General features: G+C 42.6%; 18 protein-coding genes and 6 tRNA genes. 19 read left to right on the top strand and 5 right to left on the bottom strand.

Annotated elements, in window-relative coordinates; all coding sequences use genetic code 11:
* Nucleotides 1-75 precede the first annotated feature (75 nt).
* Nucleotides 76-867, top strand: coding sequence for a zinc dependent phospholipase C family protein (locus DW152_RS03410; RefSeq protein ID WP_118287963.1), 792 nt, complete (start codon nucleotides 76-78; stop codon nucleotides 865-867).
* Between the two features lie 62 nt (nucleotides 868-929).
* Nucleotides 930-2,162, top strand: a complete 1,233-nt coding sequence (locus DW152_RS03405; RefSeq protein ID WP_118288051.1) for an MFS transporter — start codon at nucleotides 930-932, stop codon at nucleotides 2,160-2,162.
* Nucleotides 2,163-2,304: 142 nt separating this feature from the next.
* On the opposite strand, the gene ymfI is transcribed toward DW152_RS03405, so the two are convergent.
* Nucleotides 2,305-3,036, bottom strand: a complete 732-nt coding sequence (gene ymfI, locus DW152_RS03400) for an elongation factor P 5-aminopentanone reductase (RefSeq protein WP_118287962.1) — start codon at nucleotides 3,034-3,036, stop codon at nucleotides 2,305-2,307.
* 102 nt (nucleotides 3,037-3,138) lie between these two features.
* On the opposite strand from ymfI, the gene DW152_RS03395 reads away from it, so the two are divergent.
* The 16 genes from DW152_RS03395 (at nucleotide 3,139) to DW152_RS03325 (ending at nucleotide 11,275) form a co-directional block, all read left to right on the top strand.
* A complete protein-coding gene (locus tag DW152_RS03395; protein WP_118287961.1) occupies nucleotides 3,139-3,675 on the top strand; it encodes an HD domain-containing protein in 537 nt (178 codons plus the stop codon).
* A 164-nt stretch (nucleotides 3,676-3,839) separates the two neighbouring features.
* On the top strand, nucleotides 3,840-4,109 hold the full coding sequence (locus tag DW152_RS03390) for an acylphosphatase (protein ID WP_021861187.1): 270 nt from the start codon (nucleotides 3,840-3,842) through the stop codon (nucleotides 4,107-4,109).
* 57 nt (nucleotides 4,110-4,166) lie between these two features.
* Complete coding sequence (locus DW152_RS03385) at nucleotides 4,167-4,751, top strand: TetR/AcrR family transcriptional regulator (protein WP_118287960.1); 585 nt, start codon at nucleotides 4,167-4,169, stop codon at nucleotides 4,749-4,751.
* A 166-nt stretch (nucleotides 4,752-4,917) separates the two neighbouring features.
* Nucleotides 4,918-4,989, top strand: a tRNA-Glu gene (locus tag DW152_RS03380).
* 22 nt (nucleotides 4,990-5,011) lie between these two features.
* A tRNA-Thr gene (locus DW152_RS03375) sits at nucleotides 5,012-5,084 on the top strand.
* Between the two features lie 27 nt (nucleotides 5,085-5,111).
* Nucleotides 5,112-5,185, top strand: a tRNA-Ile gene (locus DW152_RS03370).
* A 3-nt stretch (nucleotides 5,186-5,188) separates the two neighbouring features.
* Nucleotides 5,189-5,262: transfer RNA gene (locus tag DW152_RS03365), tRNA-Asp, on the top strand.
* Nucleotides 5,263-5,304: 42 nt separating this feature from the next.
* A tRNA-Val gene (locus tag DW152_RS03360) sits at nucleotides 5,305-5,377 on the top strand.
* Between the two features lie 112 nt (nucleotides 5,378-5,489).
* Nucleotides 5,490-5,576, top strand: a tRNA-Leu gene (locus tag DW152_RS03355).
* A 125-nt stretch (nucleotides 5,577-5,701) separates the two neighbouring features.
* Nucleotides 5,702-6,232 carry a nitroreductase family protein gene (locus DW152_RS03350; RefSeq protein WP_021860733.1) on the top strand — a complete coding sequence of 177 codons (531 nt, stop codon included), beginning with the start codon at nucleotides 5,702-5,704 and terminating at the stop codon, nucleotides 6,230-6,232.
* A 255-nt stretch (nucleotides 6,233-6,487) separates the two neighbouring features.
* The gene (locus tag DW152_RS03345) at nucleotides 6,488-6,817 is read left to right on the top strand and encodes a PadR family transcriptional regulator (protein WP_021860734.1); all 330 of its coding nucleotides are present in this window, start codon (nucleotides 6,488-6,490) and stop codon (nucleotides 6,815-6,817) included.
* Complete coding sequence (locus DW152_RS03340; protein WP_158570017.1) at nucleotides 6,766-7,683, top strand: permease prefix domain 1-containing protein; 918 nt, start codon at nucleotides 6,766-6,768, stop codon at nucleotides 7,681-7,683. The genes DW152_RS03345 and DW152_RS03340 overlap by 52 nt, the downstream gene beginning before the upstream one ends.
* A gap of 264 nt (nucleotides 7,684-7,947) precedes the next feature.
* Entirely contained in the window at nucleotides 7,948-9,306 is a 1,359-nt protein-coding gene (locus DW152_RS03335; protein WP_021860736.1) for an MATE family efflux transporter, read from the top strand.
* Nucleotides 9,307-9,386: 80 nt separating this feature from the next.
* Nucleotides 9,387-10,511 (top strand): MerR family transcriptional regulator, encoded by a 1,125-nt coding sequence (locus DW152_RS03330; RefSeq protein WP_021860737.1) that lies wholly within the window; start codon nucleotides 9,387-9,389, stop codon nucleotides 10,509-10,511.
* Between the two features lies 1 nt (nucleotide 10,512).
* Nucleotides 10,513-10,635 carry a hypothetical protein gene (locus DW152_RS13550; protein WP_264291350.1) on the top strand — a complete coding sequence of 41 codons (123 nt, stop codon included), beginning with the start codon at nucleotides 10,513-10,515 and terminating at the stop codon, nucleotides 10,633-10,635.
* Between the two features lie 58 nt (nucleotides 10,636-10,693).
* A complete protein-coding gene (locus DW152_RS03325) occupies nucleotides 10,694-11,275 on the top strand; it encodes a xanthine phosphoribosyltransferase (RefSeq protein ID WP_021860738.1) in 582 nt (193 codons plus the stop codon).
* A 277-nt stretch (nucleotides 11,276-11,552) separates the two neighbouring features.
* Here the strand turns inward: DW152_RS03325 and galT are convergent, their stop codons facing one another.
* A complete protein-coding gene (gene galT, locus DW152_RS03320) occupies nucleotides 11,553-13,046 on the bottom strand; it encodes a UDP-glucose--hexose-1-phosphate uridylyltransferase (RefSeq protein WP_021860739.1) in 1,494 nt (497 codons plus the stop codon).
* 11 nt (nucleotides 13,047-13,057) lie between these two features.
* Entirely contained in the window at nucleotides 13,058-14,227 is a 1,170-nt protein-coding gene (locus DW152_RS03315; RefSeq protein ID WP_021860740.1) for a galactokinase, read from the bottom strand.
* A gap of 134 nt (nucleotides 14,228-14,361) precedes the next feature.
* On the opposite strand from DW152_RS03315, the gene DW152_RS03310 reads away from it, so the two are divergent.
* Nucleotides 14,362-15,234, top strand: coding sequence for a helix-turn-helix transcriptional regulator (locus tag DW152_RS03310; RefSeq protein ID WP_118287959.1), 873 nt, complete (start codon nucleotides 14,362-14,364; stop codon nucleotides 15,232-15,234).
* Nucleotides 15,235-15,243: 9 nt separating this feature from the next.
* On the opposite strand, the gene DW152_RS03305 is transcribed toward DW152_RS03310, so the two are convergent.
* Both DW152_RS03305 and DW152_RS03300 read right to left on the bottom strand, forming a co-directional pair.
* Nucleotides 15,244-15,840, bottom strand: coding sequence for a TIGR04100 family radical SAM protein (locus DW152_RS03305; protein ID WP_021860742.1), 597 nt, complete (start codon nucleotides 15,838-15,840; stop codon nucleotides 15,244-15,246).
* Nucleotides 15,841-15,913: 73 nt separating this feature from the next.
* Nucleotides 15,914-16,441, bottom strand: coding sequence for a TIGR04002 family protein (locus DW152_RS03300; RefSeq protein WP_021860743.1), 528 nt, complete (start codon nucleotides 16,439-16,441; stop codon nucleotides 15,914-15,916).

Genomic DNA, 16,441 nt, shown 5'->3' with positions numbered 1-16,441 from the left:
TGAAAAAGAACCGTTTACTTTTCCCTGTTATCCTTATATAGTTAGAGGAGAAAGTGAAACAGGAGGATCAAAGGTATGCCAGCATTATATGCACACGACCGTTTCGGAGAGAAAGTATCGGAAAAATCAGACGGAGAATTAAAAAATATCATATTCAAATATTATAATCAGTATGAAGTCGGCCTGCAGGGACCGGATATCTTATTTTTCTATCGCCCATATCACGGGAATGATGTAGCAAAATACGGAAGCCACCTGCATGCCGTTTCTGCTTTACCATTCTTTGAGCATGCAGCGAAAGTTGTAAACCATTATGGAAGAGACAGCGCGCAGTATGCTTATCTTCTGGGATTCATCTGTCATTATACACTGGACAGTGAATGTCACCCTTATGTCAGCGAGATGATGGAGAAGGAACACGTTTCCCATCTTGCGATAGAATCCGAATTTGAGAAATATTTACTAAAAAAAGACAAACAGCATCCACTGGCTTACCGCCTGGACCGGCTGATCACTGCAGACAAAGAAACTGCGCTGGCGATCGCACCATTTTATGAAAATATTTCGCCAAAGACAGTGAAAGAGTCTTTGCAGTGGCTGAAACTTGTCAAACGTTTCCTGCGCGCGCCCGGAGCGTTGAAAAGAGGATTTCTGAATCTGTTATTTACAGTTGTGCCGGGATTTGGATTCTGCAAAGATCTGATGCACCAGAAACAGGATAATCCAAACTGCACAGAGAGCAATTACGGACTTTACAAACGGTTCCGGAGAGCAGAAGATGTCGCAGTACGGCTGATGGAAAGTTTTGATGAAAGCCTGAAATACGGACAGGATCTGGAACAGCGTTTTAACCGCACATTTGAGTAAGAAAATAAAAAATGTGGATAAACAGGGATAAAGAGACGAAGACAGTGGAAAAGAGGACAGACATGGAGAATAAAAAACTGACAAAACTGGAAAAATACTGGATTATGTATGATGTGGGAAACTCGGCATTTGTAATGCTGATCGCGACGATCATACCGATCTATTTTAACTATCTGGCAAAATCTGCCGGAATATCGGAAGTCAATTATCTGGCATACTGGGGATATGCGGCATCCGTATCTACTGTGATTGTGGCGGTGATCGGACCGGTCCTTGGATCCATTGCAGATATGCAGAATTACAAAAAGCCATTATTTACCATCAGCATGATGGTCGGAGTGATCGGCTGTGCGGCAATGTCATTTCCAACATCATGGGTGGTATTTCTTGCTGTATTTGTGATCGCAAAAGTTGGTTACAATGCCAGCCTGATTTTCTATGATTCCATGCTGGTAGATATAACAAGCACAGACCGGATGGACGAAGTGTCCTCCCAGGGGTATGCGTGGGGATATATCGGAAGCTGTATTCCGTTTATCCTGTCGCTTGTTCTCGTGTTAATGTATGAGAAGATTGGAATCACGATGCATATGGCGATGACAGGCGCATTTATTTTAAATGCAGTCTGGTGGGCAGTCGTAACGATTCCGCTACTTCGAAATTACAGACAGAAAAATTATGTGGCCGTGCCGTCTCATTCGGTAAAAAACAGCTTTAAACGCCTCGGACAAACATTTATGGATGTGCACAAAGAGAAGAAGATTTTCTGGTATCTTCTGGCATTTTTCTTCTTTATTGACGGTGTATATACAATCATTGAGATGGCAACAGCTTACGGAAGTGCGCTTGGACTGGACTCTACAGGACTTCTGCTGGCACTTCTTGTGACGCAGATTGTAGCGTTCCCGTGTGCGCTGATCTGTGCAAAATTATCCGGAAAATATCCGACAGAGCAGCTGATCGGAGTATGTATTGTGGCATATATCGGAATCGCATTATTTGCGATCCAGCTGGATAAACAGTGGGAATTCTGGACACTTGCTGTACTGGTCGGTATGTTCCAGGGAGCGATTCAGGCACTGGCGCGGTCGTATTTTGCGAAGATCATTCCGGCAGAAAAATCCGGGGAATATTTTGGGATTTATGACATATGCGGAAAAGGAGCATCCTTTATGGGCACAACACTTGTCGGAATAGTGGCGCAGGTGACCGGCGTGGCAAACGCAGGCGTGGCGGTGATAGCAGTTTTGTTCGTTATTGGATACATTTTATTTAAGAAAGCGGTAAGAGCATAAGAGATGAAAGGGCAGAAGAAAAGCCGGTATGCGAGGTTTGTGTTCGCATACCGGCTTTTCTTCTGTATTGTCATAGTATCTGGAGAAAGCTGCCAATGGCAGCTGCCTTTGCTGTGTCTTGCAACGTACATTTTAACAGGGTTTACAAATATCCGCCGTCTAGGCCGATGATCTGTCCGGTCAGATAAATCGGTGAATTGACAAGATTTACCGTTGTCTGGGCAACTTCTTCCGGTGTGGCAAATCTGCCGGCTGGAATTTCTTCTTCTAATTCTCTGCGCTCTTCCTTATTAAGCCATTGATTCATAACGGTATCTATAACACCGCATGCAATGGCATTTACCGGGATCTGGCTTGGCGCAAGTTCTTTTGCAAGTGCGCGCGTCAGTCCGTTGACACCTGATTTGGCAGCAGAATAAGCAACTTCACAGGATGCACCGGATACGCCCCACATGGAAGAAATGTTAATGATATGTCCGGATTTTCTGGATACCATTTTCGGGATGGCTTCCCGGCAGCAATAGAAAACAGAAGACAGATCGGTCTGTATCACACGGTTCCATTCGTCATCGGTCATGTCACTTAACAAACCAAGATGGGAAACACCTGCATTGTTGACAAGCACATCAAGGGCATTACATTCGTTGTAAATGCTTTTGAAGATGTTGCGGACATCATCTGGATTGCCAATATTGCCAGGTACGCAGGTTGCGGCACCTGGATATTGTGCTTCTATCTCCTGCTGTACTTCCCGGAGTTGTTTTACAGATGAGTTACAATTTAAAAATACATGGTAGCCACAGTCTGCAAATGCATGTGCGATTGCCCGCCCAATCCCACGGGAAGCGCCTGTGACAAGAATTGTTTTGTTCATAATCGGAATCCTCCTTACGGATATTATTATACTGTCTCGTGATTGATATTTAAAGTTGTAAATGGTATCATGAAAGAAGAAATTCATACGGAGGAAACCAGCATGATAGACAAAGCGAGAGAATTTGCAACGAAGGCGCATGACGGACAGTTTCGAAAAGGAACGAAAAGACCGTATATCGTCCACCCGATAGAAGTCGGGGATATTGTTTCAACGATGACGACGGATGAAGAAGTTATAAGCGCGGCTATTCTGCATGACACGATTGAAGACTGTGAGGGCGTGACAGAAAGGATGCTGGCCGAGCTTTTTTCAGAGAGAGTGGCAGGAATGGTTGCACAGGAGAGCGAAGACAAGTCCAGAACATGGATGGAGCGCAAAAGCGCTACGATCGAGCACCTGCGTACAGCGCCGCAAGAAGTGCAGATGATCGCACTGGCAGACAAGCTGTCCAATATGCGGGATATTGACCGTGATTATCCGATTGCCGGAGAGAAGCTTTGGGAACGCTTCCGCATGAAAGACAAAGAGATCATCGGCTGGTATTATAAAGGAGTAAGAGATTCTCTGAGAAAAGCATTTGCCGGTGTAGAGGCGTATGAAGAGTACTGCCGTCTTGTGGCAAAGAATTTTGAATAAATCTTAGAAAATGAATAGTTTTTTAATTGAATTTTGTAACGTGATAAAGTAATATAGTATATGATGTCAGGGGTAAAAGCATGAAACCATAATATGCCAACGTCGGACAGAATTGTGGAAGTACGGAATAATTCGTATGGCATTTTAAAAGAAAGGCAGATAATATGGCTGAGATTCGCCAAAGGATTGTATTTCATGGAAGAGTACAAGGAGTAGGTTTCCGTTATACCGCCAAATATCTGGCACAGTCACTTGGACTGACCGGCTGGGTAGAAAATGAATTTGATGGTACGGTTGTAATGGAGATTCAGGGCAGAGAGCCGATGATCCATAAGCTCCAGGAAGGACTGAACCGCAATAGCTTCATAGAGATTGAATGGATCGACACGGAAAATATACCGGTGGAACCGGAAAGCTGTTTTTATGTACGGTGATGGATGCAGTTCGGAATAGAAAAAGAACATTAAAAGATATAAGTTGGAGTGTTTAAGATGGAAAAGATAAAAAAAGAGAGCATAAAAAACAGAATTGTAACGGCTGCGTGGCAGTTGTTTTACGAAAAGGGATACAATGGAACGACAGTAGACGATATTATTGAATTATCTGGAACATCAAAAGGTTCTTTTTACTATTATTTTAATACAAAGGATGAGCTGTTGAACACATTGTCTATGATCCTGGATGATTTCTATGAAGAACTGGAAGTAAAGATGGATGCCAATATGAACAGTTTTTATAAGTTGTTATATATAAATTATGAAGCACATTCTATGATTGAAGAGAAGATCAGCATTGATCTGCTGGCATCTTTGTATTCGACACAGCTTGTGGCTCAGGGAGAAAGACATTTGCTGGATCAGAACCGAAGTTATTATAAACTGGTAACGAAGATTGTGGATGAAGGGCAGAAGAAAGGACAGATCCGCAGTGACATGCCGATAAGTGAGATTACCCAGTATTATGCAATGTGTGAGCGTGCACTTGTATCCGACTGGTGTCTGAACAAAGGAGTATACTCGCTGGGTGAATACAGTAAAGAATGCATGCCGATTATGCTGGAACACTTTAAGGCATAAGCAAATTTTGGCGGATAGCTATACAGCAAAAGGGAGAAGAAATTATTCTGGAAAAATAAAATAAAAAAATTTCAAAAAACCCTTGTCAAAATAAAAATGATATGATAATATATAACTCGGTCGCGTGAGTAACATGTTAAGCGATCGACACGATAATGTATCTTTTGGCTCCATGGTCAAGCGGTTAAGACATCGCCCTTTCACGGCGGTAACACGGGTTCGATTCCCGTTGGAGTCATTACCCAAGTAATTGGGAAGATGCCGATGTGGCTCAATTGGCAGAGCAGCTGATTTGTAATCAGCAGGTTATCGGTTCGAGTCCGATCATCGGCTTAGTTCCTAACAGGGACTTAATGATTTGGACCTTTAGCTCAGTTGGTTAGAGCAATCGGCTCATAACCGATCGGTCCTGGGTTCGAGTCCCCGAAGGTCCATATGGCCCAGTGGCTCAGTTGGTTAGAGCGCCGCCCTGTCACGGCGGAGGTCGAGAGTTCGAGTCTCTTCTGGGTCGCTTGCTTATCACATATGTGAGTAAGCGATAACAATTTGATATGGGATCATAGCTCAGCTGGGAGAGCATCTGCCTTACAAGCAGAGGGTCATAGGTTCGAGCCCTATTGGTCCCATTTCGTGATAATAGTTTGTCACGATTTGCAAGTATTAGAATCACGAAATGTGACGCGATGCTTCGCATCGATGCACACGATTCCTTCGGAATCGGCGCGATTCACCTTGTATGCCGCAGTGGCGGAACTGGCAGACGCACAGGACTTAAAATCCTGCGGGACTTATACTCCCGTACCGGTTCGATTCCGGTCTGCGGCATTAGTGGAACAAGTTCAGAGAATCACTTTTTTAGAGTGGTTCTCTGAATTTTTTTTTATTATTTAATATATAGTGCCAGGAGAGTATAATAGGCATAGAGATTTGAAATTCAGGAGGAAATGCGAATGGAATTTATAGATATGTTGAAAAAAAGACGGAGCATCAGACAGTATACAAAAGAAGCGGTTACAGGAGAGCAACTGCAACTGGTAATAAATGCAGGATTATTATCGCCATCCAGCCGTTCGATCAGGCCATGGGAACTGATCGTAGTGCAAAATAAAGACACATTGCAGAAAATGTCCGAATGTCGTGTTGGTTCGGCAAAAATGCTGGCAAATGCGTCTGCCGCAGTTGTAGTGATAGCCAATGCGGAAAAATCGGATGTATGGACGGAGGACTGTTCAATTGTGATGTCTAATATGCACCTGATGGCAGACAGCCTCGGGCTTGGAAGCTGCTGGATCCAGGGACGTTTACGGGAAACATCGGACGGACAGTCTACGGAAGAGTATCTGCGGGATATATTAGGATATCCGGAGAAAATGCATCTGGAAGCTGTTTTATCATTGGGAATCCCGGCTGTTCATCCGGAAGGACATTCGCTGGATGAGATTCCGGAAAATAAAGTGCATTATGAAAAATATGAAAATTAATATACAGACAAAAGGTAATAATGTGATATTCAAAATAACAGGTGACGTGGAGATATTGGAAACGATTATTGAGAGCGAAAAAATTATTTGAGAAAAATATATTTGGGAACTTGACATATATTGATAGTCGATATATAATTAAAGCAAATAAAAGGAAAGTTCCTGAATATTTTTTTACTCTTCACTATCGACAATCGATATAATATATTGAACGATATAAAGGGTGAAGAAAAAGTTAAGAGAGGAGAGATTTGTATGACACTTAGTAAGAATCAGGTATCCGGTAATACAGCAATGCTGATCTTGAAATTGATTTCAGAGAAAGATATGTACGGCTATGAGATGATCGACACACTGGCGAAGCGTTCAGACAATGTATTTGAACTGAAGGTTGGTACACTTTACCCGCTGCTTCACGGAATGGTGCAGTCAGGGTATCTCAAGTGCTACTCTCAGGAAGCGAATGGAAAGCTTCGAAAGTATTATCAGATCACACCGAGCGGGAAGAAATATCTTGCAAAGATGACAGAAGAGTGGAACCGCTACGCATCCGCAGTACAGAATCTGCTGCAGGCAGAAGTGTAGAAGATGTGTATGAAGATACGAACAGGGGGTGCGAGATTATGAAAGAATATGAATATTTAAAACGTCTTGGAAAATGTATTTCTAACGGTTCTGTAAGAGGAGAGATTTTGGATGAATATAAGGCACATCTGGAAGACTGTCAGGAGGCGCTTATGAAAAATGGCATGAGTAAAGCAGAAGCCGAGGAGGAAGCAGTAAGACAGATGGGCAATCCGGAAGAAGCCGGCAATGAACTCAATCAGATCCATGCGAGAGTGCTTGATTTCAGTATGTTCTGGTGGATGATGTTCTTTGCATTTTTAGTACCGGTATTTGAAGTTATCAGCAGACTTGTAACAGCAGGGAAGTATGGAATCGTGGGATTTTTGAATGAGTATCAGCAGATGGATAAGATCCCGTTGCAGGTACACCTGGTAGTCGGAACAGCAATCCTGTGTTACGGAATTATTTTAAGTATCTGGGAGAAATATTCCGGAAAGGAACTGTTCTATGCGTATGGAAGGAACTGGAAAGGAAGTTATCTGACGAACAGCGGAACCGTAATGGCATTGGCAGGTCTGATCTGTTCAGCAGCAATTCCGGTCAGAGGATTTGTAAAAGGAATGATCGGCGTGTTTGCAGCAACAGTGTTGAATATCATTATCCGGACAGTGATGAATCTGATTCGTAACCGCAGAGAGCAAAAATATCTGTGGGAGATTGGATTTGCTGATACAGAAATTACCTGGAACGGCAAAGGTACGATCTGCGGTGGCAATATGAAAGTCCGCGCGAGAGCATCCGAAGAAGGGGCTGTAATCCCGTCAGGTGCACCGATCATGGTCGTAAGTATGGAAGGATTCAAGCCGGTAGTGATAGCAATATAAAGCGTACAAGTGCGAATGATACAGATTGTGATGAATGGCGAAAAGAATAAAAACCAAGATGCAATTTGTAAAATGAGTTTGTTTTCTTAGTGTTACATGATAAAATAGAATCAAGTGAAAAGCGAAAAGATCAGTATGCATTTGCATATTGGTCTTTTTGCCGCTATAGAATTTGGATGAAGCTGCCAGTGGCAGATTCATCAATGAAATAATTATAATAAACAAAAGAATGGTAAGTGACGAACAAAAAGGGGATTGTTTGGAATGTCAGAGAGAACTTTTAAGAAAAATGAAATTACAGAGGGTGTGATCTGGAAACAGTTATTGATCTTTTTCTTCCCGATCATGCTCGGCACACTGGTACAGCAGTTTTACACAACTGTGGATACGATCATAGTCGGAAGATTTGTCGGCAAGGCAGCGCTTGCCAGTGTGGGTGGACCGGCAGCAGTTATTGCGAATATCGTTATTACTTTTTTTAACGGCCTTGCCAATGGTGCAGCGGTCATTATTGCCCAGTATTATGGATCAAGGGATGAGAAAAGACTGCACGTGGGATTACATACTGCATATGCATTTTCCATTATGACCAGTATTGCGGTTACAGTAGTTGGAGTGATCGGAACGCCGCATTTTTTGAAATGGATGAACACACCGGAAGATATGATGGCAGATTCGACCATTTATCTGCGGGTATATTTTTTGGGAATTATTTTTACCCTTGTGTATAATATGGGAGCAGCGATCATGCGTGCAGCGGGGGATTCCAGAAGACCTCTTCTGTATCTGGTCGTATGCAGTGTGATGAATATCATTCTGGATATTGTGATGGTTGTATTCTTACATATGGGCATTGCAGGAGCTGCGCTGGCGACGGTGATTTCGCAGTGCATCAGTGCGGCGTTGGTTACCTATTCGCTGATGCATGCGTATGATGTGATGAAACTGAAGCTCCGTGAAATTCGTATGAACATGTCTGTACTTGCAAAAGAATTAAAAATCGGGATTCCGGGAGCACTGCAGGCATGTGCTTACGGTGTGACAAATGTCATCATCCAGGCAGTGGTAAATGGATTTGGGACAGACACAGCAGCGGGCTGGGCGGCTTATGGAAAGCTGGATATGATCTTCTGGACGGTCAACAGTGCGCTTGGTGTTGCGGTTACAACTTTCGTTGGTCAGAATTACGGAGCCGGTAAGATGGATCGTGTATACAAGAGCATTCGTGTCAATCTTGGAATTTCCTATTTATTTAACGGAGTTGTGCTGATTGTACTGTATGTTTTCTGCGAACCGCTGTATCATCTGTTTACGACCGATCAGGCAGTCATAGATATCGGAGTTTATATGCTCAGATTCCTTGTGCCAAGCTACCTGCTAAGCGTACTGCTTGAGAATCTGACCGGCGGACTGAGGGGCTTAGGTGATGTGTTGTGGCCGACGATCTTTACGTTTGCAGGATTATTCTTTGTGAGATTGCCTTGGACGATGATCATGACGCAGCTCCATCATAATGTGGAGACTTTACTGATTAGTTACCCGCTTGCGTGGGGGACAACGATTATTTGCCTGATTCCATACTATTTTTGGAGAAAAAAGAAGAAAATGTTGCAGATTGCTTGACCTTCAAGTGACTTGATAGTGTATTGTTGAGCCATCAAAAGAGATGATCATCATATATTATCAGGAAAGAAGGAAGTAGGATGCGAGAGAAAAGAGGTTATAATATGAATATCAAAGAAGTTGAGAAAGTTACCGGACTTACGAAAGCAAATATCCGGTTTTATGAAGAAGAAGGGCTGGTGTGCCCAAAACGAAATGAACAGAATAATTATCGTATCTATACAGAGGTAGAGATAAAACGTTTACAGGAAGTAAAAAAATTAAGACTGCTTGGAATTTCCATTCCGGAGATCCAGAAGATCTATGCGGAAGAATTATCATTGCAAAAAGCAATGGAAAGACGTTTGAAAGAGATTAGGGAAGAGGAGCGATTACTTCAGGAGACAAGGGCAATCTGTCAGGAAGCGATTCGCGCGAACTGGAATCTGAATGAGATTGACCGGTTAGAAATCAAGGAGTCAAAAGAAGAGTGGCAGGAGCGGCTCAGAAAATTAATGACAGAAGACCTTGTGCAGACAAAACTTACGAGAAATGAGCTCAATAATACAATTGGTTTGTTGTTCAGTGCAGGTATGCTGATCAGTATGCTGACCGTGTATTTTATAAATGTTACCTGGATAAAGAATTATATGTATATTGGAGTTGCAGCAATTGGAGTGGAAGTTGCGTTTCTGATCATATCTGCGATGTCCTCCGATATAAAAGTACATATGGGTATACTGTTTGCCGGGGCGATTGCACAGCCAGTCGCACTTACTGCGGTGATGGGATTTGTAATGGAACTGATACATGATTCGCAGAAATCACATACTGCGTATATGAAGATGGAATACCATTATATTATCGGGCTTTATGTTCTGACATTGCTTTTAGGTATCTTACTCTGGCTTGGCTCTAAAGTCTGGAAAATGGCATTACAGTCACTTGCCGTTACACTGCTTATTGGAATCATCGGTGTGGGTGTGCTGACAGGTGGATTTTATGTTTCTTACAGAGGACTTCTGGGAATGCAGGGTTCGCTTATATTTGCAGCCGGAGCGCTGGTATATGTAGTAACAGTTCTTGGTGTATGGCAGCATGCCAACAGTGACTGGAAAGCATACAACCGTTATCATGGCGTGTATACAGCGGGGCAGATGGTTAATGTATTTGCTACGATTATGAGTGCAGTTGGATACAACAGCTGGCGTAACTGGAGAAGATAGAGTGAGAACAGATAGACAGGTGGATTATGATTTGGAAGACTCCGCAGATTTGTGGAAAGATTACGGAGAGAACAACATTGATTTTCGAAAAAAACAGAGTTTTGGTTATTCCAGGGAATTGTAATCAGAATCTGTGTGTGATACTATAAATAAATAGTATCAAAAACAAAGGAGATTTTACGATGAACTTTTTGGAAGAACGGATTGTAAAAGATGGGATTGTAAAAGATGGAAATGTACTGAAAGTAGACAGTTTCCTAAATCATCAGATGGATATTGAACTGTTTAATGAGATCGGTAAGGAATTTAAGAGACGTTTTGAAGGCAAGAATATTAATAAGATTCTTACAATAGAAGCTTCCGGTATCGGAATTGCCTGTATTGTAGCACAGTATTTTAACGCACCGGTTGTATTTGCGAAGAAGACGAAGAGCATCAATCTGGAAGGTGAGATGTATGTAGCAGAAGTAGAATCTTTTACACACAAATGCAAGAACCAGGTTATTGTTGCGAAGAAATTTTTAAGCGAAGATGACCATGTGTTATTAATTGATGATTTCCTTGCAAACGGATGTGCACTTCAGGGATTGATCCAGATTGTGCAGTCTGCCGGTGCAACCGTAGAAGGCATCGGAATTGTAATTGAGAAGGGATTCCAGGCAGGTGGAAGAGTCATCCGTAATCTGGGATTCCAGTTAGAGTCGCTGGCGATCGTTGACAATATGAACACTGAGACAGGAGAAGTTTATTTCAGAGAGCAGTAAAGAAAGACCGGTGCATCAGGTGGTGCACCGGTCTTTTTGAGAGGGTAAAATGAAAAATCTATATAAACTGTTATTCAGTAATTGTCTAGGCGAGGTCCGGCAGACATAAGAGCTACTCCCCAGGCTATACATCCGACGTCCTCTTTAGTTGATACTGTTAGTATATAAGCAAATTGTGACGGCAATATGACAAAAACTGGAAATGTTTATAAAATTTCTTAAGAAAATCTTATCCTAACCTAAAGGATTTTATAATGGTCAGGGAAGGCATTTTTTCTTACAGCGTGTGAATAAATTTCAGGAAATCAGCACGTCCCTGTTCGGTGCATTTATATACACCGGCATCTTCCAGTACGTGTGTGAAGACGTTGCCAACCTCTTTCTGAAGGATTTCCATAATATTTTCTTCTGTAATATTGTCGTAAGTCGGAAGAAATTCTTCTACCCAGTCTGCATGCTTTTCGATTTTTTTGTTTGAACGGATATCTTTGCCATTTACAATGTAATCGGCAAGAAGTTCCAGTTCTTCTTTCAGACGGGATGGAAGTACGGCAAGTCCCATAACTTCGATCAGTCCGATATTTTCCTTCTTAATATGATGATACTGTGCATGCGGGTGATAAACACCTAACGGATGTTCGTCGGTCGTAATGTTGTTGCGAAGTGTCAGATCCAGCTCATAAGTATCACCGTTTTTTCTGGCAATCGGTGTAATCGTGTTGTGCGGTTCACCGTTTGTTTCAGCATAAATAAATGCATCTTCATCCGTATAAGATCTCCAGCAGTTTAATACATGTTCCGCAAGATCGATCAGGCGTGATGTGTCTTTGCTGCGGATGCGAAGTACGGATAATGGCCATTTTACAATACCGGCTTCCACATCTTCATATCCCGGAATCGTTACCGGAAGTTCGATTTTTGCTTTCGCCATGGCGAATGTATAGTGTCCGCCCTGAAAATGATCGTGGCTTAAGATAGAGCCACCGACAATCGGAAGATCGGCATTGGAACCAAGGAAATAATGTGGAAATAATTTGATAAAATCAAATAATTTGATAAATGCAGCACGGTCGATCTTCATTGGCACATGTTCACCATTAAAGACGATGCAGTGCTCATTATAGTATACATACGGGGAATACTGGAATCCCCAGTTACTCTGGTTGATCGTGATCGGAATAATACGGTGGTTTTCTCTCGCCGGATGATTGACTCTTCCGGCATAACCTTCATTTTCCATGCAAAGCTGGCATTTCGGGTAGCTGCTTGCGGCAGCATTTCTTGCGGCAGCGATTGCTTTTGGATCTTTCTCCGGTTTGGATAAATTGATTGTAATGTCAATTTCACCGTATGGAGAATCGACTTTCCACTTCAGGTCTTTTGCTACGCGGTAGCGGCGGATGTAATCACTGTCCTGACTGAATTTATAATAATAGTCCGTTGCTTTTTCTGGGGAAATAGCATATTTTTCCCAGAAAGTTGCCTGTACCTGTGCGGGTCTTGGAAGCAGACAGTTCATAAGCTTTGTGTCGAAAAGATCGCGGTAAACAACGTTGTCTTCAATGATTCCACGTTCTACAGCAATATTTAAAAGGTTTGCAAGGACTGTTTCAAGATCCGGAGAGCCATAAGCCACAGCTTCCGGCTCTTCGTAGTTATCTTCGTGAAAAAGATCTAACAGAAGATTTGTTGTATAGATCCGTTCACATTCCGGTGTCAGTCCGGTTCTGATTCCATAGTCTACTAAATGTCTGATATTTTCATATAACATCTGAATCCCTCCTAGCTCAGACGGTGTGCGCCATCGCCAACTTCTACAACATAGAACTCAGCAGTGTTTCCGGTCTGCTCTTTATATCCGTTACCAACTTTTTCGATAAATGTATCAACCGCATCATTTTTTACAATGCTGACAGTACATCCGCCGAATCCGCCTCCTGTGATACGGGAACCGATAACGCCCGGGATTTCCCATGCAAGGTCTACGAGAATATCGATTTCTTCGCAGGATACTTCGTAATCATTTTTTAGAGAAATGTGGGATTCGTTCATCAATTTACCAAATTCTTCAATATTGTTTGCTTTCAATGCAGCGACTGCACGGATGGTTCGCTGGTTTTCGTATACAGCATGTTTTGCACGGAGCTGTCTTACAGGATCTTTGATTGTATCTTTGTGTGCTTCGAACTCTGCTTCCGTAAGATCGCCGAGAGTAACAATCGGCATTTCGGATTTCAGTTCTTCCAGAGCAGTTTCACATTCACTTCTGCGGTCATTGTATGCAGAATCTACAAGACTGTGTTTTACTTTACTGTTTGTGATAACGATTTTTGCATCTGGGAGTACAACCGGTGCATATTCGTATTCCAGAGTATTTGTGTCAAGGAAAATCGCATTGTCTTTTTTACCCATGGCACTTGCAAACTGATCCATGATTCCACAGTTGCAACCATTGAAGTTATTTTCAGAATACTGTCCGATCTGTGCAATCTCCGGCATCGTAATCTCATCAAATCCAAACATATCTTTTAACACAATACCTGTCAGTACTTCCAGGGAAGCAGAAGAGGACAGTCCGGAACCGTTTGGAATATCACCGTAAATAGCAATGTCCATTCCCTGCGGAAGTTTGTAGCCGCGTTTCTCGAATGTCCACATCACTCCCTTTGGATAGTTTGTCCAGTCTGCTTTTTCATCTGGTACAAGGTCATCAAGACTTGTCTCAATCACACCAAGGGAAGCGAAGTTTTCAGAATAGAAGCGGAGAACACGGTCGTCTCTTTTTCTTGCTACCGCATAAGTTCCAAGTGTTAATGCACATGGAAATACGTGTCCGCCATTATAATCTGTATGCTCTCCGATCAAGTTTACGCGTCCAGGCGCGAAATACGTGCGGATATCTCCGTCGGCACCGAAAAGATTCTGAAAAGTTTCCATTAATTTCTCTGTCATTTTTTATTCTCCATTCTTTTTTATTTTATAGTTGCGATAAATGCTTTGTTGAACTATGATAATAATAATGAGATAAATAAACACTCGCAATAAGAATAATAGACAATACTATAAGAATATTGAGGAAGTGGAAAATGCAGATTAATATTGAAGAGAATCAGAAAGAAATCAAGGAACATGGCAGTTACAGTTTCCCGTTAAATGTAGCTGTGGAGCATATTGAGTCCTATGAGCAGGGTGCATTTTTGTGGCACTGGCACCCGGAGATCGAGATTACGAAGATCGTATCCGGAGAGATGGAATACCACATTAATGAAAAGACATATAATCTGGAAGAGGGCGAAGGCATGTTTGGAAACAGCCGGACGCTGCATGCCGGATACCGGCGTGACCGGAAGGACTGTACATATTTATCCATTACTTTTCATCCGCGTCTGGTTTACGGATATGAAGGGAGTGTTTTTCACAGTAAATATGTGGAGCCGTTGGTTGATGACAGCAGTTTTGCAGCGCTTAAGCTGGAAAAAGATATAGAGTGGCATCAGGACATTTTGCGGCGGATGGTTAAGATCCAGAAACTTATGGATGAACAGCCGGAAGATTATGAGATGCAGATCCAGCAGGAAGTCCTTAGAATCTGGGATTATCTGTACCGGGAATATAGAAAAAGACCGCATGCAAAAGCGGAGAGCGCAGTGCATCTGGAACGTCTCAGGGAAATGCTTTCTTACATGGAACAGAATTACAGCCGTGACATCAATCTGGATGATATAGCAGCACATGTGAATATTTGTAAAAGTGAATGTTGTAGATTTTTTAAGAAACATATGGATATGACCATTCTGGAATATCTGATGTCTCTTCGGATACAGAAAAGTATTCCACTTCTGAAAAAAGGAAAGAGCGTTGCAGAGACAGCCGGACTGGTTGGATTTGCCAGCCCGGCGTATTTTGGCCAGATTTTCAAGCGGTACATGCACTGTACGCCGAAGTCTATACAGAAGTAATAACAAGATTTAAGCAAATTTACGGATTTTCAGCGGCACACCAAGGTCAGCGGTCAGCTTCTTACAGGCTTCAATCTGATCTTCCGGGAGAACATCTACAATGGATAATCTTACCGACGGGATCACTTTATGGGCTTCCTGTGCAAAGGAAAGCATAGCTTCAAAAGCTCCTTCGAAACGAGGTCTTGTGACAGCATTGTATTTTTCGGCATCCGGTGCATTCAGACTGATGGAAAGTGCATCGACAACCGGGGCAAGTTCCGGAACAATATCTCGTCCGTGCTGAAGATTGCCAAGTCCGTTTGTATTAATGCGGATTTTTACACCGTATTTTTCTTTGGCATACTTTGCGGATGCCAGAAGGATGTCGAGCGCACAGGTCGGTTCTCCATAACCGCAGTAAACAAGCTCATCATAACCGGTAAAATCAAAAGCATCCATGGCAGCTTTAATCTCTTCCAGTGTCGGATCTTTTTTGTGCCAGAGTGTCTCGGCATCACCGACACCGTCTTCGTGACTTCGGATGCAGAAGGTGCATCTGCAGTTGCATTGATTTGTAATGTTTGCGTATACCTGATTTTTGTATGTGTATAAAATGTCAGCCATTTTTTGTTCTCCTATCTTAAAGTATTTCATTAGAAAGCTGTCTGCGGCAGCTCAAGCAGATAATATTTTAGATTTACTGATATAAAATCAATTCTGCTTTATTTTTGATATGTGCCTTATCCATTGCACCTGCAAGTACAAGAAAAATCACAGCACTTCCACCGGACTGTACAGCGCTTCCTGCAAAAGAAACGATGACAGATATCCAGGAGCCAAAGAGGATTCCCTGGGCAAGATAATAACCGGTTGCGGAAATAAGAGCGGCGAGGAAAGGTGCAATGATATTACGCCCGTTCAGCATGCGACCGTTTTTACTTGTAAATGGTAATGTGATCAGCATCTTGATTATAATCGTTGCCGGCGCCCACATTGGTGCAGTCAGAAGGTCTGCAAGTCCTCCGCCGATTGCAGCGGCAGCCATCGCATATGGTCTTGGCAGGATCACAGCTGCAACATAGATCAGGGCATCACCGAAGTGGATATATCCACCGTTTGCACCGTAAGGTATATGACAGATATATGCAGTCATCAAGGTGATGATTGCTGCGAATAATCCGGTGACAGTCAATAAAGTAACTGGTTTTTGCTGTTTCTCATTCAT

The organism is Dorea sp. AM13-35 (assembly GCF_003473885.1).
GTDB lineage: Bacteria > Bacillota > Clostridia > Lachnospirales > Lachnospiraceae > Dorea_D > Dorea_D hominis.
This window is presented reverse-complemented; position numbering and strand designations above follow the sequence as displayed.

Excerpts from the sequence above, each read along its gene's own strand:
- DW152_RS03390 (WP_021861187.1), top strand. The coding sequence starts at position 3,840 with ATGGCTGAGATTCGCCAAAGGATTGTATTTCATGGAAGAGTACAAGGA.
- DW152_RS03385 (WP_118287960.1), top strand. The coding sequence starts at position 4,167 with ATGGAAAAGATAAAAAAAGAGAGCATAAAAAACAGAATTGTAACGGCT.
- DW152_RS03325 (WP_021860738.1), top strand. The coding sequence starts at position 10,694 with ATGAACTTTTTGGAAGAACGGATTGTAAAAGATGGGATTGTAAAAGAT.
- DW152_RS03330 (WP_021860737.1), top strand. The coding sequence starts at position 9,387 with ATGCGAGAGAAAAGAGGTTATAATATGAATATCAAAGAAGTTGAGAAA.
- DW152_RS03315 (WP_021860740.1), bottom strand. The coding sequence starts at position 14,227 with ATGACAGAGAAATTAATGGAAACTTTTCAGAATCTTTTCGGTGCCGAC.
- DW152_RS03345 (WP_021860734.1), top strand. The coding sequence starts at position 6,488 with ATGACACTTAGTAAGAATCAGGTATCCGGTAATACAGCAATGCTGATC.
- DW152_RS03395 (WP_118287961.1), top strand. The coding sequence starts at position 3,139 with ATGATAGACAAAGCGAGAGAATTTGCAACGAAGGCGCATGACGGACAG.
- DW152_RS03300 (WP_021860743.1), bottom strand. The coding sequence starts at position 16,441 with ATGAATGAGAAACAGCAAAAACCAGTTACTTTATTGACTGTCACCGGA.
- DW152_RS03350 (WP_021860733.1), top strand. The coding sequence starts at position 5,702 with ATGGAATTTATAGATATGTTGAAAAAAAGACGGAGCATCAGACAGTAT.
- DW152_RS03310 (WP_118287959.1), top strand. The coding sequence starts at position 14,362 with ATGCAGATTAATATTGAAGAGAATCAGAAAGAAATCAAGGAACATGGC.
- DW152_RS03410 (WP_118287963.1), top strand. The coding sequence starts at position 76 with ATGCCAGCATTATATGCACACGACCGTTTCGGAGAGAAAGTATCGGAA.
- DW152_RS03405 (WP_118288051.1), top strand. The coding sequence starts at position 930 with ATGGAGAATAAAAAACTGACAAAACTGGAAAAATACTGGATTATGTAT.
- DW152_RS03305 (WP_021860742.1), bottom strand. The coding sequence starts at position 15,840 with ATGGCTGACATTTTATACACATACAAAAATCAGGTATACGCAAACATT.
- galT (WP_021860739.1), bottom strand. The coding sequence starts at position 13,046 with ATGTTATATGAAAATATCAGACATTTAGTAGACTATGGAATCAGAACC.
- ymfI (WP_118287962.1), bottom strand. The coding sequence starts at position 3,036 with ATGAACAAAACAATTCTTGTCACAGGCGCTTCCCGTGGGATTGGGCGG.
- DW152_RS03335 (WP_021860736.1), top strand. The coding sequence starts at position 7,948 with ATGTCAGAGAGAACTTTTAAGAAAAATGAAATTACAGAGGGTGTGATC.